Below are 22240 nucleotides of genomic sequence, written 5' to 3'. Positions count from 1 at the left end.
GTTATGATAGTTTGTTTTAAAAAATTTGCTTAAAAATTAAAAGGAGGGGTAATGTGGGTGAGAAAAATTATATTGGTCCCGATGCCATAATTGACAAGAAAAAGGAGTATCTGATTCCCTGTGTTTACCATTTTTATAAAAACCCAATGCAGCTGGTGAGGGCTAAAGGAAAATATTTTTATGACCAGGCAGGTAAAGAGTATTTAGATCTTTTTGCCGGGGTTTCGGTGATGAACGCCGGTCACTGTCACCCTGAAATTACAGACAGGGTCTGTGAGCAGGTTAAGACCTTGCAGCACACCTGTACTATTTATTTGAACCAGCCTATTGTTGACCTGGCTGAGAAATTGGCTGAAGTTACACCCGGCAACTTAAAGAAGAGCTTTTTTGTCAATAGTGGTACTGAAGCCAATGAGGGTGCTTTACTCCTGGCCAAGTTGTATACGGGGAATTCTGAGTATATTGCCTTAAAGCAGGGGCTTCATGGTAGAACTCATTTAACCATGAGTATTACCGGGTTATCTTTCTGGAGAACAGACCCCAACCCGGCCGGTGGAATAAGTTTTGCCCCTGATGCATACTGCTATCGTTGTCCTTATGGACTTGAATACCCGGGGTGTGACCTCAAATGTGCCCGGGCCATAAGGGATGTAATTGAAACTTCAACTTCAAAACAGGTGGCAGCCCTGATTGCTGAACCGATTCAGGGTAACGGTGGTATAATTACCCCACCCCCGGAGTACTTTAAAGTCGTCAGGGATATCCTCGATGAATATGGGGCGTTATTAATAATTGATGAAGTTCAGACCGGGTTTGGGCGGACCGGTAAAATGTTTGCCATTGAAAACTGGGGGGTTACCCCTGATATTATGACCATGGCCAAGGCCCTCGGTAATGGTGTCCCCATTGGTGCTTTTACAGCCACTGAAGAGGTTGCTGATGTCTATACCCGCCCCGGGGCTTCAACCCTGGGAGGAAACCCAGTAAGCGCTACAGCCGGTCTGGCTACACTGAAGGTTATCGAAGAGGAAAAACTGACAGAAAATGCAGCTGAAGTTGGTTTATATTTTAAAAATGGTCTGGAAAACCTGGCCAAAAGACACAGGATAATTGGTGATGTCCGGGGTCTGGGTCTCATGCTGGGAGCAGAGCTGGTAAAAGAAAATAAAGAGCCTGCCCCTGATGAAACAGATCTGGTTCTTGAAAAGATGAAGGACCGCGGTATTTTAATTGGTAAAAATGGTCCTTCCCGGAATGTTCTCGCCTTCCAGCCTCCTTTGATTATTAATAAAAAAGATGTGGAGCAGGTTATTGCTACCCTCGATGAAGTCCTGAATGAAGTAGAAAAAGAAGCTGGCCTTGACTAGAGGAGGGTTATGGAACCATGTTTAAAAACATGTTTAAAAAATTGTCGTTATATCTATTAAGTATCTTTTTACTGACAGGCATTTTTACTTTGCCAGCCGGGGCAAAAATCCGGTTTGGAATCCTGCCTGATGACACAGCCCTTCCTTTTCTGGTAGCCCGGGAAGAAGGTTTTTTTGGGGCTGCCGGTTATGATATTGAGCTGGTCAACTTTACTAATGCCCTGGAACGGGATAGTGCCCTTCAGGCCGGGGTTATTGATGGAACTATCTCTGATGTACTGGCGGCTGTTTTTGCTGTTTCCAATGGTCATAAGATTAAAATTACTTCTCATATTAACAATCGTTTTTTACTTCTATCTTCAGGTAAGATGGAAGCAAGCGGGGTTAAGGATCTCAGGGGTAAACCAGTGGCCATGTCCCGGAATACAATAATTGAATATATTACCGACCGGTTATTAACTGAACACGGGGTCGATTCTGAAGAGATAAACAGGGTTGCTATCCCCAAAATTCCGGTCAGGCTCCAGATGCTAAATGCCGGTCAGGTCGCAGCTGCTACCCTGCCTGAACCCCTGGCTACTCTGGCCCATAAAAAGGGGGCAAAAGTTCTGGCAACAAGTGATGAACTGGCCGGGGGAGTACCGGTTGTAATTCTTTTTAATGAAGGGGCTATAAACGAAAAAACTGACGAAATCAAAGCCTTCTACAGGGCTTACCGACAGGCTGTTGAAAGAATAAATTCCAACCCTGAAGCTTACCGCTCCCTTCTGGTAGAAAAAGGGGGGTTCCCTGCCAGGGTTCGGGATGTTTTTAAATTTCCCCATTACCATAAGCCGGCCCTGCCAACCCGGGAAATGGTAGACGGAGTTATGGAATGGATGGAAGAGAAAGGGCTTTTAAAGGACAAGGTTAAATATCAGGATTTGGTGACCGATTTTTTTGTAAAAAACACATCAGTTCACTAACTTAAGGTGGAGGAGTAAATATGGTCAGAGTTGAACACCTCTCTTTTTCATATAACCACAATGGCGGACAAATAAAGGTCCTGGATAATATTAACCTGATGATTCCCGAGGGAACTACCTGTGCTTTGATCGGGCCGTCAGGTTGTGGAAAAACTACCCTGATATACCTTCTGGCCGGGATTTTAAATCCGGACCGGGGTACCATTTTTATTGATGGTTCCCCGGTCCGGGGCCAGAGAAGAGATGTGGCAATTATTCTCCAGGAATACGGCCTTTTACCGTGGAAGACGACCTGGAACAATATTGCTCTCGGTTTGAAATTGAGGGGGGTTAGGTCAGGGGAGATTGAAGACAGGGTCGACAGGATACTGTCCGAATTAAAGCTGGGGGACTATAAGGACTGTTACCCCAGGCAGTTGAGCGGGGGACAGCGACAGCGGGTTGCCATTGGAAGGGCCTTAAGCCTGAGGCCCCGGTTGTTATTAATGGATGAGCCTTTTTCTTCCCTGGATGCCCTGACAAGGGAGGAAATTCAAGACCTCTTTTTAAAGGTCTGGAAGAAATATAGCCTGACAGCCTTTCTGGTCACCCACAGTATCGAAGAAGCGGTTTTTTTGGGACAGAAGATTGTAGTTATGTCATCACCCCCGGGGAGGATAGTAACAGTTATCGATAACCCTCATTTTGCCCGTGAAGACTGGAGAAATGACCCGTCTTTTTATAAACAGTGTGGCCGACTACGGGCCCTTTTGAAGGAGGGTTTATAAATTGAAACTGCTAAGATATCTATTAGTGATTGTTGTACTTTTTATAATATGGTATATGGCATCAATCCTGCTTAATTCTCCGGTTCTACCTTCACCCTTTGAGGTTGTCTCCGTTTTGGTTAAACAGAGAAGTATATTGTTAACTCATCTGGGGGTTAGCCTTTACAGGGTTGGCTATGGTCTATTATTCGGTCTGTTAACAGGTGTTCCGGTGGGGTTATTACTCGGTAGAAACAAGGAGCTGGATAAGGTATTGAGCCCTGTAATCTACCTGGGTTACCCTGTCCCCAAAATTGCTTTTTTGCCTCTGGTTTTGCTTTTCCTGGGCCTGGGGAATATGTCAAAAATATTCTTGATTGCCTTTATAGTATTCTTCCAGATAGTAGTGACCACCAGAGATGCTGCCAAAAATATTGATCCTGAGCTTATTATTTCGGTTAAATCCCTGGGGGCAGGGAGTATGCAGATATACCGGGAAGTAATAATTCCAGCCACTTTCCCTAAAATTTTTACGGCTACCAGAATAAGTATTGGTACAGCTATAGCTGTCCTTTTCCTGACCGAAACCTTTGCTACTTTCAGGGGACTGGGGTACTTTATTATGGATTGCTGGACCAGGGTCAACTATACTGAAATGTATGCCGGGATTTTAATTTTAAGCCTTCTTGGCCTCTCCCTGTTTCTGTTGATAGACCTGCTGGAGCGTATTATCTGCCCCTGGTTATTTATTGACAGGGGTATATAGTCCAGTGGTAGGCTGGATTATATAATTTATTGAAATTTTCGATAAATTCCGTTATAATAATATTAAATCTGAAAATATTTAGTAAAAGGATGTGAGATATGTGAAGCTAAAACGCTTGTCTTTCTTCATGTTTGTTACCTTACTGGTATTTATATCTGTTTTTCCTGTTTATGCAAACGATTTCGAAAAACATGGTACATATTATGAAATTTTTGTCAGGTCTTTTTATGACTCTGATGGTGACGGAATAGGGGATTTGAAAGGTATAATAGAAAAACTGGATTATCTTAATGATGGAGACCCTGAAACCATTGCTGATCTGGGGGTTAATGGTATCTGGTTAATGCCTATCTTTAAATCTCCCTCCTATCATGGCTATGATGTAACCGATTATTATAAGATTAATCCTGACTACGGGACTCTGGAAGACTTCCATAAGCTTGTTGAGGCTGCCCATCAAAGGGGAATCAAGGTTATAATTGATTTACCCATCAATCATACCAGTGAAAGACATCCCTGGTTTCTCAAGGCTTCCCGGGATAAGAATAGTGAATACAGGGATTATTATGTCTGGGCTGGCCCCGATACCGATACCAAAGAAACCAAGTTAGATGGAGGCCGGGTCTGGCATCATTCCCCGACCGGTATGTATTATGGGTATTTCTGGAGTGGCATGCCTGATTTAAACTATAATAACCCTGAAGTTCAGGAAAAGGTTATTGAGATAGCAAAATACTGGTTAAAACAGGGGGTTGATGGTTTCAGGCTTGATGGAGCCATGCATATCTTCCCACCGGCCCAGTATGATAAAAACTTTACCTGGTGGGAGAAGTTCCGTCAGGAAATTGAAGAGGTAAAACCCGTTTACCTGGTGGGTGAGGTCTGGGATATTTCGGAAACGGTAGCTCCTTACTTCAAATATGGTTTTGATTCTACCTTTAACTTTAAACTGGCAGAGGCAGTTATCGCTACGGCTAAAGCTGGATTTCCCTTTGGTTTTAATAAAAAGGCAAAACATATTTACGGGGTATATGACAGGGAGGTTGGATTTGGGAATTATATCGATGCTCCCTTCCTGACCAACCATGATCAGAACCGGATTTTGGACCAGCTTGGGCAGGATCGTAATAAGGCCAGGGTTGCTGCCAGTATTTATTTGACCTTGCCTGGTAATCCCTTTATTTACTATGGTGAAGAAATCGGTATGAGGGGGCAGGGGCCCCATGAAGTTATCAGGGAGCCCTTCCAGTGGTATAATGGATCCGGGGAGGGAGAAACATACTGGGAGCCAGCCATGTATAATGATGGCTTTACTTCTGTTGAACAGGAAGAAAAGAATCTCGATTCCCTCTTAAATCACTACAGGAGGTTAATCCATTTCCGGAACGAAAATCCTGTCTTTTATACCGGTAAGATTGAGATTATAAATGGAGGATTAAATGTAGTTGCATTTAGAAGATATAATGATAAGAGGGATTTATATGTCTACCATAACCTGGTAAACAGACCGGTTAAAATAAAAGTGGCTAGTGGTAACTGGACCTTATTGTTTAATTCAGGTGATAAGGAAATTACCCCTGTTGAAGATAATAATAAACTTATGTATACTATCCCTGCTTATACTACCATTGTTCTGGAAAAGGAGTAAAGGGAGAGGGTGAGTAATAATTATGAAAAGGAGAGGGTAAATCCCTCTCCTTTTTTGTTAAATATTTTTATTATACCTGTTATAATTGATTTTTTTGATGTTATTTATTTTTTAAATTGAGATAGAACTGAACTAATTGGTCTGAGTTTGATTTGATGTCAGCTCAATTTCACCCAGTGTTGTAACCTCACCGGCTGTAACCTGGACATCTTCGATTATTGTTGATTCATCATAGTTGTCGGCAGTAATTTCAAGGTCATAGGTTCCTTCCACGAGGCCGAGAAGTTTAAAGCCACCTTCATTACCACTATTGGTAGAAGTGACATACCCCTCTTCAGTAAATTCATCATTGTGATAAACTGTAATGGCTGCTTCAGCAATACCATTACCATTACTGTCAACTACCTTACCCTGGATATCTCCTGAGATTACTTTTTCAATAATCCTTATAGTTGGTTTAAGTTTATATTTATTATTTGGATAAATTAGAGACTTTCTGGCATCAAAATCAAGCAACAGGACGGTAACCTTGTCTGGAGAAACAGTAAATGAGTTGACCAGTTTAATACCGGTCTGATCTGCAGAAGGAATATCGACAGGTTCTGTACTATCTTTACCAGATTCTTGTACCCGGGCTTTGGAGACATAAACCCTCATTTGAGTGTAGTGTCCTTCAGGTAAATAGTCTTTGCCGATTAATTCAGAAACCCCCTGAAGTTCTAATAAATCAAACTCTTTTTCCTCTTCCAGGATTGTGAACCAGCCCTCTTCGTCGTTATGTGTTTCTATTCTCGATATGGTTACCAGTAATTTTTCTACATTATCGGCCGGGGCATCGGTCAGGAGTAGTTGGATTTCACCGGTTTCTTTGCCAAAAAAAGACAGGTTATCACAGGCTGTCAGCCCCAGGATCATAGTGAGGGTTAATAGAGTCAATAATACTCTTTTAAAAGACATCTTTATCCCTCCTTTCATTTTTGTATTTTAAGGATAAGTTATTTACTGATTGGTTTAAGTGACCTGTATCACACCGGGTGGGGTAAAAAAAATTTAAAAAACCCCTTGCAAAATTGTTGGAGTTGCGGTAAAATATAAAAGCGATGGGGCTATAGCTCAGCTGGATAGAGCGACAGATTCCTAATCTGTAGGTCGCAGGTTCAAATCCTGCTAGCCCCACCATTTTTATTTAAATTTAAATGATAAGTCAGTCAGTTAAAATTAAAAGTTGAAAAACTCAATTCTACAAATTTATGTAATACCTGTATGCTTCCACCTGAATTAAGAAAGGTGGATTTTTTTATTTAATTAGAGAATATCTAATTATATTAGTTTTACGGTTAGAAGTATTATAATAATAAAGGGGAAAGGTAGTTATTATCTTCTACTTGTTGAGTAGTATGGTATAATTTAAATAAAAATGTAAGGCAGGGGTAAAAATGACTGTAATTTATATAATTACTGGTGTTGCGCTAATTGTTTCCTCTCTGCTTGATGTAAACAAAACTATAAAGGCGATAAAGGTTGCTTATAATAAATTGTTTAAAATACTACCTGGTTTTATAAAAATGTTAATTTTAGTATCAATTACCCTTTATCTGGTGCCTGACAGAGTGATTGTCAGTTATTTAGGGGAGAGTTCAAAAATGTATGGGGTGGTTTCAGGGTTGTTTTTTGGTTCGATAACCATGATGCCCGGATTTATAGCCTTTCCACTGGGTAAAATACTGCTTGATAAAGGGGTAAGCTATATGAATATAGCTGCATTTACAACAACCCTGATGATGGTAGGGATACTTACTTACCCTGTTGAAAAAGAATACCTCGGAAAGAAGATTACTATCTTAAGAAATATAATCAGTTTTATTATCGCCATTATCATCACGATAATTGTTGGATTTGTATATGGGGAGGTAATCTAGTTGAAGTTAAAAAAAGGTGATGCTATCATTTTGTTATTATTTCTTATATTTATCATTATATCTCATTTAACAGGTTACCAGCCCGGTATACAAATAGAGTACAACTTTATTCATTTTACAATGAGTATGTTAAAGGTTCTTCCTGCAGCATTTATCTTAATTGGTTTATTTGAGGTCTGGGTTAAAAGGGAGACTGTTGAGAAACACTTTGGTAAAGAAGCAGGTATCAGGGGATTCATCTGGGCAATACTACTTGCCAGTACAACTGTGGGGGGGACTTATGTAGCATTTCCGGTAGCATATTCACTGTATCGTAAAGGTGCACAATATAGCATTATTTTTACCTACATTGGTGCTGCGGCATTAACCCGTATCCCCATGACCTTATTTGAGGCATCTTTTCTTGGTGTTAAATTTAGCCTGGTCAGGTTATTTACCTCCCTCCCGCTGGTTATATTAAGTTCTATCTGGTTAGGAAATTACCTTGACAAAAAGAATTTTTTACTTGGAATTAATAAAAAAGAAAGTACCGGTGTGGAATGTGATGACTAAAGCTAAAATACTGGTAAAAAATAAGTTATTGATAAAGGAATATATCGGCATTTGGAGAATTTTAAATACAACATTATATTTTATATACAAATGTTAAGGTTAAGCAGCACCACCAGCACCAAACGTATTCAGGTACATATCCGTTCCGGGGTCGATAATCAGTTCAATGAAGTTATAAGTGTACGATTTAATAAAGTTATATTCAGGTATTTACATGGTTCAGCCTGGTGTGTTTGCATAAAGCTTGACACCCGGGTATAATAGGGGTATAATTTAACCGAAATGCTAAGTAATTGTATAATGGGTTTATAATTACATTTTTTCAGTAATTGCTTAGTAATTATAAGCTCTAAAGAGGGTGAAAGGTATGGTAGAAGGCAGTAATTTATCTACAAAAGAGAAAATATTAAAGGTATCGGAACAGGTTTTTGCTGAAAAGGGTTTTGATGGAGCCAGAGTAGATGAGATAGCCCGGAAAGCAGGGGTTAATAAAGCTTTGATATATTATTATTTTGACGGAAAAGATGATCTCCTTGACCATCTTTTTAATTTACTGATAGATGAAGTCCGTAATTTTATAGTTGAAGAGGTAAAAGATTTAAATTTAGATGATGATGAAGCTTTTAATAAAGTTTTCAACAATACCCTGAATTTACTTGAAACAAAACGAGATATCCTTAAAGTTGCTTTTATTGAATCCCTTAAAGGTGATACAAAACATTCTATAATTTTTAATCTCGGTGAGATTATAATGGGTAGTGAGATTGAGCGGATTACAGAAGTGTTTACCAGTATGGGATTAGAAGTTCCTGAAGATAAACAGTATATGCTGGTTGGTGAGTTTTTTACTGGTATTTTACCAATGATTGGCTTTGTTATTTTCAAAGATAATTTTAGTAATTATTTTGGTACAGATCCAGACAAAATTAAAGATCATTTTAAAAAAGTATTCAAAAAGAGTCACCTGGGTTTTCATGATTTATCAAAATAGATGTTATGAACTCTGGCGGTGTTGACCGTCGGTTTTTTTATTTAAAACAGCCAAGAAAACTCTAAATCTGTGATTTAGGTGGAGAGGTTCATGCTTGACATTTTCTTGTTGAAGGGGTATTATATGAGTATAACCGAATATAGTAATAAAAAGGAGGTGTTTTATCTGGGTTTGCTTACTATAATTAAAGCCTTATCCCATGAAAACAGGTTGCGTATCTTAAATCTTATAAATCAGCAGGAATTATGTGTCTGTGAAATTGAAACAATTATGGGGGTAACCCAGTCCAATGCTTCCCGCCATTTAAATAAACTAAACCAGGCCAATATAATTTATGGTAAAAAAAAGGCCCAGTGGGTATATTATCACCTCAACCAGGATACCCTGGAACGTTATCCATTTATTTCATTGATAATTAATAAGGAACTACAAAAAATTAAGATATGTCAGGAAGATAATAAAAGGCTTAAAGAATACCTTGAGAGTGAATTTACATGTAAAGATTTAAGCAGTAAAAATCCTTTCAAGTAATAAATGAAACCAGTAATTAAAGAGAGTGGGGGATTTATATTTGCCCTGGCTACAGTTGTTGGTGTTCTTGTTGAGGTACCGGTAATGTTGGCCCTGGTTGCTATTGCTAATCGTACTAGACACTTATTTAAAAATAGTGAATAAGGGAGAGGTTATTATGAAAAACAAAACTAAAGTTGCTTTTGTATGTGTAGGTAATTCATGCCGCAGCCAGATGGCAGAGGGGTTTGCCAAACATCTGGCCTCTGATTTACTGGAGGTATATAGTGCCGGGACCAGGCCCGCCCCCAGGGTTAATCCCAATGCAGTAGAGGTTATGTCAGAGGTAGGGATTGATATCAGTAATCAGCATCCTAAACTGCTTGAAGATATACCTTCTGAACTGGATGTTTTAATAACCATGGGATGTAATGTCCAGTGTCCCTTTATTCCCTGTAAGTTTAGAGAAGACTGGGGGCTTGATGATCCCGATGGGAACCCTATTGAGGAGTTCAGAAAGACCAGGGATATAATTAAAGAAAAAGTGGAAAAGTTAATTGAGAAAGTAAAAAATGGTGAGTTATAATATTTTAATGTTGGTGCTATATAAAATTCAGTAACTATGTATTAAAGTAATTCATGACCAGTATAAACAATAAGACCACCGGAGTAAGTCCGGTGGTTGTTTTTTTGGTAAAAAATATGTAAAAATACAAGTAGTTTAGCTTAATTGAAAATTAAATTGTACAGTTTATATAGAAAAAGGCAGGAATTATAACACGAATCGACGAATTAATTTACTAACATGAAATTATCAAAATCAGGATAAGTAGGTAATGTTTTTTTATTTTAACCTGAATTATTTACAAAATAAGAAATATACATGAAAGAGGGACTTGTTTCTGCTAACCCGGAACGGAGGTAGTGGCCATGAACGGTATTAAAATTTTTACAGACAGCACCAGTGACCTGTCATCAGATTTGATAGAAGAGAATAATATAGGAGTGGTTCCCCTTAATGTTACCTTCGGGGAAAAGGTCTACCGGGATGGGGTAGATATAACTACTGAGGAATTGTACCGTAAAGTTGAAGAAACTGATAAACTACCCATTACCGGGGCGGTTACCCCTAATGAATATTATCAGGCTTTTAAACCCTATGTTGAGAAGGGTTATAAAATTATTTATATCGGTCTGTCTTCTAAATTGTCGTCCTCATTACAGAATGCGATCACAGCATCCCGTATGTTTGATAATGCTCAAATTGAAATAATTGATTCTTTAAACCTGTCAACCGGGATTGGTTTGCTGGTAATGAAAGCTGTTGATTTTATCAAGGATGGACTAAATTTTAATGAAGTGGTTAGCAGGGTTAGAAGGCTTGTTTCCCGGGTAAATACAGAATTTGTGATTGACACCCTGGATTATCTACACAAAGGGGGACGTTGTTCTGGATTAGAACGGTTTCTGGGGAGTATGCTAAGGATTCATCCTGTTGTTAAGGTTGTTGATGGTAAAATGATTTTAGCAGAAAAGACCAGGGGGAAAAAGAAAAGGGTAGTTAAAAGGTTACTGGAAAGATTTTTAGAAAATAGAGATAGTATCAGAAAAGACCGGGTTTTTGTAACTCATTCTCATAGTGATAAAGATGCTGAATTTTTACAGGAAAAACTCCGTGAGGAACTTAATATAGAGGAGGTTTTAATTACCGGGGCTGGCTGTGTTATATCCAGCCACTGTGGGCCGGGTACAGTAGGTATTTTATACTTTGAAAAATGACTTATGGAAGGAGGTATTACCTTGTTTTTATTGAAAGCATGGCATGTCTGGGTTATCCTGGGAATTTTATTATTGATACTTGAAATTTTTACTCCATCTTTTTTTATGGCCTGTATCGGCATTTCAGGCCTGGTGACAGCAATAGCGGCCTATTTTGAGCTGTCAATTTATTGGCAGATAACAGTCTTTATTCTGGCTAATGTTATTATTTTCTGGAAGTTAAGGCCATTTTTTATAAAACACCTTTATGGCCCTGAGGAGGAGACAGCAACCAATGTTCATGCCTTAATAGGTAAAAAGGGCAAAGTTATTCAGGAAGTTTCAACAGATAATCCGGGCCGTGTTAAGGTAGGTGGAGAGGACTGGATGGCCGTATCCAGTAATGGTGAGAAACATGAAGTTGGTGAGCAGGTAGAAGTAATTAAGGTTGATGGAGCTAAATTAATAGTTAAATAAGAATTCATTATAAATAAATTAAATTAAAAATAAATGACAGGAGGTTATTTTATGGCACTTTTAGTAATCTTGGGGGTAATCGCCCTATTTGTAATTATTTTAATTGTGAAAGGGATTGTGATCATACCCCAGGCTGAAACCATGGTTATCGAACGTCTCGGTAGGTTTAACAGGGTCCTTGATTCTGGGGTTAATGTAATTATTCCTATCATTGAACGGCCCCAGACCATTGACTGGAAATATATTGATGAGGACCGCAAAGGAAACAAGATTGTTTTAAGAAGAAAGATTTCCAGGATTGATTTAAGGGAAACAGTCTATGATTTCCCCAAGCAAAATGTTATTACCAAAGATAATGTTGCTATTGAGATAAATGCTATGCTATATTTCCAGATTACAGATCCCAAAAAGGCTGTCTATGAGATTAACAATCTCCCTAATGCCATTGAGAAGTTAACCCAGACTACTTTAAGGAATGTTATCGGGGAACTGGAACTCGATGAAACCCTTGCCTCCCGGGATAAGATTAACAGCAAATTAAAATCTATTCTAGATGAAGCAACTGATAAATGGGGAGTTAAGGTTAACAGGGTTGAGCTTCAGGATATTGCCCCACCTGAAGATATTAAAGAAGCTATGGAAAAACAGATGAGGGCTGAACGTGATAAAAGGGCAGCTATTTTAAAGGCTGAAGGTAAAAAGAAATCAGCTATTCTGGAAGCCGAAGGTAAAAAAGAGGCTGAAATTAATGAGGCTGAAGGTAAGAAAATGGCCCGCATTCTTGAAGCAGAGGGTGAACAGGAAGCTCGTATTAAGGTGGCCCAGGCCGAGGCCAAGGCTATCAAAACTATTGCTGCATCTGTTAAGGATGCCGGAGGGGACCCCACCCAGTACCTTATTGCCATAAGATATATTGAGACCCTGAGGGAAATGGTTGAGGGTAAAGATAATAAAGTTATTTATCTGCCCTATGAAGCAACCGGTATCCTGGGCTCAGTGGGAAGTATTAAAGAATTGTTCCAGGAAGGTTAAACATGGATAGGTGAATCCTGGATAGCGTTATGGGAAAGAATATACAGGATAACAGTAAGAACAGCAGGGGGTTATTTCCCCTGCTGTTTGTTGTTTTATTGCCTTGACTGTAAATATAAATAACAGGTATAATAATAGGTGAACATCAGTACATAAGAGGTGGCTATAATGAATCTATCCCAGATAAAGGACTATCTTAAAAATTCTGATAAATATAAAAACCTGATTACATACTGGAAGCATATTCCCCCGAAAGAAGCAGAGTTTGTTGACTTTCCCGGAGAATTAGATCCAGGGTTGGCCGGGGTGTTAAGGGAAAAGGGAATTACTTCCCTTTATTCCCACCAGGCTGAGTCTTACCGGGCTATTAAAGATGGGAATCATACGGTTATTGTTACCCCGACTGCTTCCGGAAAGACACTCTGTTATAATCTCCCTGTCCTCGATGATATCCTTAAAGATAAATCCAACCGGGCTCTTTATTTATTTCCAACCAAGGCTTTATCCCAGGATCAGCTTGCTGAGCTCTATGACCTTATTTCCCGCCTTGATGAGGGGATTAAGACCTATACATATGATGGTGATACCCAGGTTCAGGCCCGCAAAAATATTCGTCAATCAGGGCATATTGTTATAACAAATCCTGATATGTTACATACCGGAATCCTTCCCCATCATACTAAGTGGATTAAGTTATTTGAAAACCTTAAGTATGTTGTTATTGATGAGATCCATACCTACCGTGGAGTTTTCGGAAGTCATGTGGCCAATGTAATCAGGCGGTTAAAGAGGATCTGTAAATTTTATGGTTCTGATCCGGTCTTTATATGTTCTTCAGCCACCATTGCCAATCCCCGGGAATTTGCCGGTAAGCTTATCGGGGATAAGGTCCACCTGATTGATAAAAATGGTGCCCCCCGTGGCCCGAGGGACTTTATTTTCTTCAATCCACCGGTTATAAACCGGGAACTGGGGATAAGACGTAGTTATGTTCTGGAGTGCAAATCATTCGGTAAGCTATTTTTAGAGAATGATATCAAGACCATTGTTTTTGCCAGAAGCAGACTGGTAACAGAAGTAATTCTCTCATATTTAAAGGAACACTTTAAAGGCAGAAAAGAGATCAGGGGTTACCGGGGAGGCTATCTCCCGGGAGAAAGAAGAGAGATAGAAAAGGGTCTTCGAGAGGGTGACATCCTTGGGGTAGTCAGTACCAATGCCCTGGAGCTGGGCATAGATATTGGACAGCTGGATGTCTGTATTATGGGAGGTTATCCTGGAACCATCGCCAGTACCTGGCAACAGGCCGGGCGGGCCGGACGGAGGAATGGCCATTCCCTGGCTGTGTTAATAGCTTCAAGCAGTCCTTTAGACCAGTTTATAGTAAACCAACCTGAATACTTTTTTGAGCAACCCCCAGAAAACGCCCTTATTAACCCTGATAATCTCTATATCCTTGTCAGCCATATAAAGTGTGCTGCCTTTGAACTTCCCTTTGAAGATGGTGAAACCTTTGGGGTAGAAACAACTGATGAAATTCTGGCCTATCTGGAAGAAGAAAAAATATTGAGATATAGAAATGGAAAATGGTACTGGATGGCTGAGCGGTATCCAGCTGAAGATATTAGCCTCAGGAGTGCCAGCCCCCATGATTTTGCCGTTATAGATGCCACCCGTCAAAGCAAACCCCGGGTTATCGGTAAGGTTGACCATTTCAGTGCCCTGACTACAATCCATAAAGATGCTATATATCTCCATGAAGGGAAACAGTATCAGGTAAAAGAGCTTGATTATGATGGGAAGAAGGCGTATGTAAAACAGGTCAATGTAAATTACTACACTGATGCCAGCCTGGCTGTAGATTTAAGGGTTTTAGATGAGTTTGATAATAAGGAATGTCAGGGACTCAGAATAGAGCATGGAGAAGTTGTAGTTTCAGCCAAAGCAACCATGTTCAAGAAAGTTAAATTTAATACCCATGAAAATGTTGGTTATGGTGATATTAACCTTCCCGAGGTCGAAATGCATACTACATCTTACTGGTTTTCCTTTCCTGGTTATCTGGAAGAACGGTTCGGTAGAAAGGAACTTGAAAGCGGTTTACTGGGACTTTCCAACCTCCTTGTGAATATAGCCCCCATTTATTTGATGTGTGACCCCGGTGATATTAAATCGACCGTCCAGGTAAAATCACCATATACCGGAAGGCCAACTATTTTTGTTTATGATAGTTATCCGGGCGGGGTTGGTATGAGTGAGAAGTTATTCCGGATTCATGAAAAGGTTCTGGGCACAGCCCTGAAACAACTTGAAGAGTGTCCCTGTTCTGGAGGTTGTCCGGGATGTGTTGGTCCCGTCAATGAAATTGGTCTTCAGGGTAAAGATTATACCCGGGTTTTACTTAAGGAGGCCCTGGGGAGATGAATTTGCGGGAGAAGTTGAAAAAGATAACAGTAGAGGGTGGTAACCGGGGGAATAAAGATAACCAGACATCACATAACACTCTCAGAATATCGCTAGAAGGTGCTATAGAAATATCAAATGAGGCCGGTGGTTTTTTAAAAAAGGAAAAAACATACCCTCTGGACTATAAACACGGGATTTATAAACTAAGTGATATCAATAAGTTAGGCCCCGGGGGATTGTCAAAACTCGATAGTGGAGGTGTTAGCGGGGTTGAAAACATAACTCCAGGTGATCTCCTTTTTGTTGATACGGAAACAACGGGTCTTATGGGGGGCAGTGGAACCCTGGTTTTCCTGGTCGGTATCGGGTATTTTGATAAGAGTAATTTTAAAATAGAGCAGTTTTTAATCAGGGATTTCGAAGATGAACCTGCTATGCTGTTTCATCTGGGTAATATTTTGAAGGATTATCCGGCTATTGTAAGTTTTAACGGGAAGTCTTTTGACCTTCCTCTATTAAACTCCCGTTTTATTTTAAACAGGTTCAATCCGCTGGAGTTTGAAAACCATATTGACTTATTATACCCGGCCCGGAGGGTATGGAATCACCTTGAGTCCTGTGCCCTGGGTAGCCTTGAGGAGAGGGTTTTAAACATCAACAGGATAGATGATCTGCCGGGTCATGAGGTTCCAAAAACATTTTTCAGGTTTTTAAACGAAAAGAAAGGTCAGTTACTACAACCTGTTTTAAAGCATAATCTTCTAGATATTTTGACCCTGGTAACCCTGATGGTTCATCTGGTCAACGCCTTTTCCGGGGTCATTGAACTCACTGGAGAGGAACTCTATAATCTGGGAAAAGCCCATGAGAGGGATAAGAATTTAATGGAAAGTATAAAATGTTATGAAATGGCTTTGAAGAGAACGAAAAATTCCTGTTTAAGGAGCAAAATTTGCCACAGACTATCATGGCAGTATAAAAGAGCGGGGAGATGGAAGGAAGCTGTAACCGTCTGGGAGGAAATGATAAGTAATAACCTCGGAGGAATCTTCCCTTATGTGGAACTGGCTAAATATTATGAACACCGGGAAAAAAATTTAACCAGGGCATTTAAATATACTGAACAGGCCCTGGCTTATTTAAACAAATATAGAGCTTTAACTTTAAACAATGAAAAACGCGAGGAACTGATTTATCGGCAAAACCGTATTAGGCATAAATTAATGAGGGCGTAAGCGAGTGATTTTTTCTGATTCGTGTTCCATTTTGGGTATCTTTATTTTAAGTACGCCATTGTTGACCCGGGCTTCAGCTTTTTTATGGTTAACCCGGGCTGGCAGATTTATATTTCTATTAAAACTGCCGAACTGTCTTTCTGTCCGGTAATAGTTATCTTCTTTAACTTCTTCATTTTTTTCTACTTTTCCTTTGATATTTAAGCGGTCTTCACTTATGGCAATTTCAATGTCGTCAGGGTTAATTCCCGGGATATCGGCTTCGACAATAACATTTCCATCCTTTTCAAAGACATCAATAGAGGGTCTAAAATTCATAAAATTTTCATAGGGGAGATTTTCAAAAAAACGGTCCATCTGGTCCCTGAGAGAGTTAACTTCACTAAAGGGATGCCTTTCCAGAGGGTATCGCCTCATGTTTTGCCTCCTTTTATCCTTTTGTTATAGCATCCCCATGTCTGTTTTAAATATTCTTTAAAATGGTTTATCATTACTGTTGCTTTTTGGTATTATTATTTGAAATGACAAAATTCCTTCTTCTTCATCGAGTTGAGGTAAAAATTTCCCACCACTTTCTTTTATAATTTCATTAACAATGGCAAGACCTAATCCCCGGTTTTTTCCCTTGGTGGAAAAACCGGGTTGTAAAAATTTAGATAACATGTTTTCGTTTAAATGGTCTTTCGGGGTTACAGGGTTGGACAGGTTTATGTGGTATTCATGTCTGGTATCGGTTATAATTAACTGTATATATTTTTCAAGGTCCTTTTTATCTTTTAAGTATTCGATGGCATTATCAATAAGGTTTCCGATAACCCGACAAATCTTGCTAGGGTTCAGGGGTAGATTTTCCAGTTTGGCCAGGGCTTCCACCTGGAGTTTGATATCTTCTTTTTTAGCCAGGGCCATTTTATACTGGAGAAGTCCGTTGAGGGCAGGTATTCCGGTACTACTAATTTTACCCAGTTCATTTAGTTCAGTGGTTACACTTTTCATATATTCAAGGGCCCTGTCATATTTCTTCATCTGGATTAAAAAGGTCAGGAGCTGGAGATGATGTTTAAAATCATGTAGTTGCCGTTTTAAAGCAAAGTTAAGGTTGGAAAGGGAGTTTATTTTTTCCTCGGCTGCTGCCAGGTCTATTTTTTTATTAATAAGTTTAATAAATCTAACCATTAATAAAGAGACAATGATCAAGATTAATAAGGCTGTGGAAAAAAGGAGAATTTCTTTATTACTACCACCGGGTCTAAGGACCAGAAGATGAGTGAAATAGTATGAAAAGGCAATGTTTTCAATAAAAATGAAGATAATTACAGAGCTTAATTCTATATTCTCCCAGTTAATGTAATTAAACTTTTCACTGTTAAGGTTATTCTTTGAGTTCAGGCACTTGAGTAGAAGGGTAAAACCAAAGATGATTAATAAAAATATGAGTAAAATGGTGCCTGTATATGTTATAGAATTTAGAGTAGTGTAATAGTCTTCTGATGAAAAATAAAAGAAGAGGGCAAAGACCATATTCTCCAGGGGTATATAAATAGAAAATGTAATCAGGGTAATTATCAGGCTCTGGATTATATTAAACCTCAGGATATAATGAATAAGTATACCCCCCAGGATTATAGAAAAGGTCAGGGAAAAAACCGGGTGGAGATGGGATCTAAATATGTATAAAAAAGCAGTATGGATAAAGGGTATAATAAAATATAAATTGTTTCTGGTTGTTTTAAGGATTTTTAAAACCAGTGTAAAGACCGTTAGTTCAGTTATTACATAGTATAAATAAAAATTAGGGAAAGAAATTGTCATCTCAATCACCTCCCTTAAAAATTGCACTTAAATCTGGTTTACCGATATCCTCTGTATAGATCTTACTATATGTTATACATTAATATTATAAATTATATTATACATTGTAACATTCTAATTGTAACATTTTATTAATGTAATTCGACAAAAGGTGGCAAATACCTTGAATAAAATTTAAAATTTTTCACATTGTAAAATTTTTTATTTTCAAAAAAGTTAATTTTATAATAAAAAATTAATAATAATTGATTTATGTGGAGCTTGAATAAAAATTATAGTTGTTTATCCTTGACAAAATCTATTATTAATTATATGATATTTAAAAGAAATGTAGAAAAAGTTTTTTGTTTATTTATTATCGATTAACCTAGATAAACTCAATGATATTAGATAAACTTGATATTATTAAATTAAAGACTGGGAACGGGAGGAGTAATTCAGTTTGTTCTTCTCCAGAGAGAGGGGACCAGAGGCTGAAAGTCCCCTTAGAAGAGACTGAATGAAGGTCGCCCGGGAGTTGCCTGGCTGAATAGAGTAGGTCGGGACGGTTAAACCGTTATCTTGGCATGAGAGCTACTTCACCGTTATCGTTATAGTGGTGGAGTAGAAGTAAGGTGGTACCACGGAAGAAAGGTCCTCTTTCGTCCTTAACAGGGATGAGGGAGGACTTTTTAATTATTTATGGGTAATCAGAATACTAAAAGGGGGGAATAAATTTGAAAAAACTACCGAAGACTTATGATCCCGGTAAAGTAGAGGATAAATGGTATGAATACTGGGAAGAAAAAGGTTTTTTTGAGGCTGAAACAAAGCCCGACCGTGAGTCTTTCAGTATTGTAATGCCACCACCGAATATTACTGGCCAGCTCCATCTGGGGCATGCCCTGGATAATACCCTTCAGGATATTTTGACCAGATGGAAAAGGATGAAGGGTTATAATACCCTGTGGTTACCAGGTACTGACCATGCCAGTATAGCCACTGAGGTTAAGGTTGTTGATAAGATCAGGGACGAAGGACTGGATAAAGACAGCCTTGGTCGTGATGGCTTTTTAAAAAGGGCCTGGGAATGGAAGGAAGAATATGGTGGCCGGATTACCAGTCAGTTAAGGAAACTGGGGTCATCGTGTGACTGGTCCCGGGAAAGGTTTACAATGGATGAAGGCTGTTCCCGGGCAGTTCGTGAAGTATTTGTAGAGCTATATAAAAGGGGGTTAATCTATCAGGGTGATTATATTGTAAACTGGTGTCCAGATTGCCACACCACTCTCTCTGATATTGAGGTTGAACATGAAGAAAAAGAAGGGAAACTTTACCATATTAAGTATCCATTAAAAGATGGAGACGGTTATATCACGGTAGCTACCACCAGGCCGGAGACCATGCTCGGGGATACAGCTGTGGCCGTTCACCCTGGGGATGACCGGTATAAAGACCTGGTAGGTTCCCATGTTGTTCTGCCCCTGATGGATAGAGAAATTCCTATTATAGCCGATGAATATGTTGATAGTGAATTTGGAACAGGTATGGTTAAAGTGACCCCGGCCCATGACCCAAACGACTTTGAGATGGGTCAGCGTCATGACCTGCCCCTGGTTAAAGTTATAGATGAGGATGCTAAAATGACAGAGGAAGCTGGTGATTATGCCGGGCTTGACCGCTATGAATGCCGGGAAAAGGTTGTGGAAGATCTTAAAAAACAGGGACTGCTGGAAAAGATTGAAGACCACCAACATTCGGTGGGCCAGTGTTATCGATGTGACACTGTTATTGAGCCACTTGTTTCCAAGCAGTGGTTTGTTAAAATGAAGCCCCTGGCCGAACCGGCCATCAGAATTGTAAAAGAGGGGAAGGTTAGATTTGTTCCGGAACGGTTTAGTAAGGTTTATTTAAACTGGATGGAAAATATTCAGGACTGGTGTATTTCAAGACAGTTATGGTGGGGACATAGAATTCCTGTCTGGTACTGTCAGGACTGTGGAGAGACCATTGTAAGCAAGGAAGAAGAGGTTAAAGTTTGCCCTGGCTGTGGTAGTGAAAATCTCAAACAGGATGAGGATGTCCTTGATACCTGGTTCAGTTCTGCCCTCTGGCCTTTCTCTACAATGGGCTGGCCAGACCGGACTGAAGACCTTGATTATTTTTATCCCACTGATGTCCTGGTTACAGGTCGAGATATCATCTTCTTCTGGGTTGCAAGAATGATATTTATGGCTTTAGAATTTATGGATGAGCCACCCTTTAAAGATGTATATATTCACGGGCTAATCAGAGATGCCCTGGGGAGGAAGATGAGTAAGTCCCTAGGTAATGGAATTGATCCTCTGGAGGTTGTCGAAAAATACGGAGCCGATGCCCTTAGATTTATGCTGATAACCGGTAATACCCCCGGAAATGATATGAGGTTCAGGGAAGAAAGGTTGGAAGCAAGTCGAAATTTCGCCAACAAAATCTGGAACGCGGCCCGTTTTATCTTGATGAATACAGATGACCTTGATCCTTCAGAAATTGATGAGAATGACCTCAAGTTAACCCTGGCCGATAAATGGATGTTAAGCAGACTCCAGAAGGTTATAGAGGAAGTGGATAAAGCCTTTGAAAAGTATTATTTCGGGGAAGCGGCTAAAGTACTTTATGATTTTATCTGGAGTGAATTCTGTGACTGGTACATTGAGTTGATTAAACCAAGGCTATATCAGGATAAAGATGTTATGGAAAAGAGAACTGCCCAGTATACAGGATTAAAGGTTCTGGAGAAAATATTAAGGTTACTCCATCCCGTTATGCCCTTTATTACAGAAGAGATATGGCAGCAGTTATCAATCAGTAATGGAGAAAGTATTATGATTAGTTCATGGCCAGAAGTTGAGAGCGAATTGATTAATGAAGAAGTAGAAGAGCATATGCAGTTAATCATGAATATTATAAAATCTATCAGGAATATAAGGAATGAAATGAAAGTTAACCCCGGCAGAAGGATTACAGCTATCTTAAATTCACCAACCCAGAAGCTGGAGTTGCTGGAAGCAGGGGCTGAATATATTAAAGACCTGGCCCGGGTTAAGGAGTTAACCATAACTGAATCCTTACAGAAGAAACCGGATAAAGTTTCTACAGCAGTTGTCAATGGTGTTGAGATTATTCTGCCACTGGAGGGTATGGTTGATCTTGAAAAAGAGGTAGAAAGGCTCAAAAAAGAAATGGAAAAGGTTGATTTTGAAATAAACAGGGCCAGAGGAAAACTGGCCAATGAGGGTTTTGTTAATAAGGCTCCTCAACATTTAGTTGAAGCCGAGAGGGAAAAACTTAAAACCTACCAGGATAAAAAGGAAAAGCTTTTGAGCAGGCTGAAAGAGTTAAAATAGTATATAATTGTAAAGCTCAGGGAGTTGTATGATACGACCCCCTGAGTTTTTTGTTTATATTAATTTTTATTTTTATTAAATTTTAGTTTACAGATAATTCAAAGCAAAGGTAACTATTAGTAATTAACTAGTAGAAATTAGTAAAAAAAAGAGTTATAATAATAATTAAGAAATGGGTAGATTCTGGTTGTAATGTTAAGTGAAAATGGAAAGGGGTAATTTAATGATTAAAGTGGCCATACTTTCTATTGCCGGGGGAGATTCTGAAGAAGAGGACCAGACCAAACCTATTATAAAAGAATTTGTTGATAAAATAGGGGGTAAAGAGGTTTGTTATAAAAGGGTACCTGAGAGCTTTGGAAAAATCAGAGAGGCCCTTTTTAATATAAGTGAGAGGGGCATGGCTGATTTAATTTTAACTTCAGGGGGGACAGGTTTTGCCAGAAAAGATGTAACTCCTGAGGCCACTATGGCAGTAATTGAACGTGAAGTTCCGGGAATAACAGAATTAATGAGGTGGGAATTGATGAAGAGATGCCCTGAGGCCTGTCTCACCAGGGCCAGGGCCGGTATTAGAAAGTCGACATTGATTGTTAATTTACCTGGAAAACCAGGAGAAATAAAAGACAGCCTGGAATCCATTTGTACAGTCTTAATCCATGGGTTAGCGGAATTAAAAAAGGTCTAAATA

21 protein-coding genes, 1 tRNA gene and 1 other annotated feature are annotated in these 22240 nt (G+C 39.2%); of the genes, 19 read left to right on the top strand and 3 right to left on the bottom strand.

Translation table 11 applies throughout. The features are described from left to right. Positions 1-53 precede the first annotated feature (53 nt). The 5 genes from HORE_RS07690 (at position 54) to HORE_RS07670 (ending at position 5492) form a co-directional block, all read left to right on the top strand. Positions 54-1367, top strand: coding sequence for an aspartate aminotransferase family protein (locus HORE_RS07690; RefSeq protein ID WP_012636410.1), 1314 nt, complete (start codon positions 54-56; stop codon positions 1365-1367). 17 nt (positions 1368-1384) lie between these two features. After that, entirely contained in the window at positions 1385-2332 is a 948-nt protein-coding gene (locus tag HORE_RS07685) for an ABC transporter substrate-binding protein (RefSeq protein WP_012636409.1), read from the top strand. A gap of 20 nt (positions 2333-2352) precedes the next feature. Continuing rightward, on the top strand, positions 2353-3099 hold the full coding sequence (locus HORE_RS07680) for an ABC transporter ATP-binding protein (RefSeq protein WP_012636408.1): 747 nt from the start codon (positions 2353-2355) through the stop codon (positions 3097-3099). A 1-nt stretch (position 3100) separates the two neighbouring features. Continuing rightward, the gene (locus tag HORE_RS07675; protein ID WP_012636407.1) at positions 3101-3844 is read left to right on the top strand and encodes an ABC transporter permease; all 744 of its coding nucleotides are present in this window, start codon (positions 3101-3103) and stop codon (positions 3842-3844) included. Between the two features lie 100 nt (positions 3845-3944). Then, positions 3945-5492, top strand: a complete 1548-nt coding sequence (locus HORE_RS07670; RefSeq protein ID WP_012636406.1) for an alpha-amylase family glycosyl hydrolase — start codon at positions 3945-3947, stop codon at positions 5490-5492. 132 nt (positions 5493-5624) lie between these two features. On the opposite strand, the gene HORE_RS07665 is transcribed toward HORE_RS07670, so the two are convergent. Further along, positions 5625-6449, bottom strand: coding sequence for a DUF4382 domain-containing protein (locus HORE_RS07665; protein ID WP_012636405.1), 825 nt, complete (start codon positions 6447-6449; stop codon positions 5625-5627). Positions 6450-6594: 145 nt separating this feature from the next. Here HORE_RS07665 and HORE_RS07660 point away from each other — a divergent pair. The 12 genes from HORE_RS07660 to HORE_RS07610 all read left to right on the top strand — a co-directional run bounded on the left by HORE_RS07660 (position 6595) and on the right by HORE_RS07610 (position 16372). Next, positions 6595-6671 (top strand) — tRNA-Arg (locus tag HORE_RS07660). A 257-nt stretch (positions 6672-6928) separates the two neighbouring features. Next, positions 6929-7411, top strand: coding sequence for a hypothetical protein (locus tag HORE_RS07655; protein WP_012636404.1), 483 nt, complete (start codon positions 6929-6931; stop codon positions 7409-7411). Next, positions 7412-7963: a permease gene (locus HORE_RS07650; protein WP_012636403.1), complete on the top strand. Its 552-nt coding sequence runs from the start codon at positions 7412-7414 to the stop codon at positions 7961-7963. Positions 7964-8330: 367 nt separating this feature from the next. Next, positions 8331-8954, top strand: a complete 624-nt coding sequence (locus HORE_RS07645) for a TetR/AcrR family transcriptional regulator (RefSeq protein ID WP_012636402.1) — start codon at positions 8331-8333, stop codon at positions 8952-8954. A 90-nt stretch (positions 8955-9044) separates the two neighbouring features. Continuing rightward, on the top strand, positions 9045-9485 hold the full coding sequence (locus HORE_RS07640) for an ArsR/SmtB family transcription factor (protein ID WP_226984147.1): 441 nt from the start codon (positions 9045-9047) through the stop codon (positions 9483-9485). A gap of 3 nt (positions 9486-9488) precedes the next feature. After that, complete coding sequence (locus HORE_RS12965) at positions 9489-9629, top strand: hypothetical protein (protein WP_012636400.1); 141 nt, start codon at positions 9489-9491, stop codon at positions 9627-9629. A gap of 13 nt (positions 9630-9642) precedes the next feature. Beyond that, a complete protein-coding gene (locus HORE_RS07635; protein ID WP_012636399.1) occupies positions 9643-10050 on the top strand; it encodes an arsenate reductase ArsC in 408 nt (135 codons plus the stop codon). Positions 10051-10394: 344 nt separating this feature from the next. Then, positions 10395-11243 (top strand): DegV family protein, encoded by an 849-nt coding sequence (locus HORE_RS07630; protein WP_012636398.1) that lies wholly within the window; start codon positions 10395-10397, stop codon positions 11241-11243. Between the two features lie 21 nt (positions 11244-11264). Next, complete coding sequence (locus HORE_RS07625) at positions 11265-11699, top strand: NfeD family protein (protein ID WP_012636397.1); 435 nt, start codon at positions 11265-11267, stop codon at positions 11697-11699. A 51-nt stretch (positions 11700-11750) separates the two neighbouring features. Further along, positions 11751-12731, top strand: a complete 981-nt coding sequence (locus tag HORE_RS07620; RefSeq protein WP_012636396.1) for an SPFH domain-containing protein — start codon at positions 11751-11753, stop codon at positions 12729-12731. A gap of 168 nt (positions 12732-12899) precedes the next feature. Beyond that, positions 12900-15155: a DEAD/DEAH box helicase gene (locus HORE_RS07615; RefSeq protein ID WP_012636395.1), complete on the top strand. Its 2256-nt coding sequence runs from the start codon at positions 12900-12902 to the stop codon at positions 15153-15155. Beyond that, positions 15152-16372 carry a ribonuclease H-like domain-containing protein gene (locus tag HORE_RS07610; RefSeq protein ID WP_012636394.1) on the top strand — a complete coding sequence of 407 codons (1221 nt, stop codon included), beginning with the start codon at positions 15152-15154 and terminating at the stop codon, positions 16370-16372. Before HORE_RS07615 ends, HORE_RS07610 begins: the two co-directional genes overlap by 4 nt. Here HORE_RS07610 and HORE_RS07605 read toward each other — a convergent pair. Together HORE_RS07605 and HORE_RS07600 are read right to left on the bottom strand one after the other, a co-directional pair. After that, complete coding sequence (locus tag HORE_RS07605) at positions 16358-16789, bottom strand: Hsp20/alpha crystallin family protein (protein ID WP_012636393.1); 432 nt, start codon at positions 16787-16789, stop codon at positions 16358-16360. The genes HORE_RS07610 and HORE_RS07605 overlap by 15 nt on opposite strands. Positions 16790-16846: 57 nt before the next feature. Next, positions 16847-18184 (bottom strand): sensor histidine kinase, encoded by a 1338-nt coding sequence (locus HORE_RS07600; protein ID WP_012636392.1) that lies wholly within the window; start codon positions 18182-18184, stop codon positions 16847-16849. A 410-nt stretch (positions 18185-18594) separates the two neighbouring features. After that, positions 18595-18836 (top strand) — a binding site (T-box leader). Between the two features lie 64 nt (positions 18837-18900). Here HORE_RS07600 and HORE_RS07595 point away from each other — a divergent pair. Next, positions 18901-21549, top strand: coding sequence for a valine--tRNA ligase (locus tag HORE_RS07595; RefSeq protein ID WP_012636391.1), 2649 nt, complete (start codon positions 18901-18903; stop codon positions 21547-21549). Between the two features lie 223 nt (positions 21550-21772). After that, positions 21773-22237 carry a MogA/MoaB family molybdenum cofactor biosynthesis protein gene (locus HORE_RS07590; protein WP_012636390.1) on the top strand — a complete coding sequence of 155 codons (465 nt, stop codon included), beginning with the start codon at positions 21773-21775 and terminating at the stop codon, positions 22235-22237. Positions 22238-22240 lie beyond the last annotated feature (3 nt).

Source organism: Halothermothrix orenii H 168, from assembly GCF_000020485.1.
Lineage (GTDB): Bacteria > Bacillota > Halanaerobiia > Halanaerobiales > Halothermotrichaceae > Halothermothrix > Halothermothrix orenii.
This window is presented reverse-complemented; position numbering and strand designations above follow the sequence as displayed.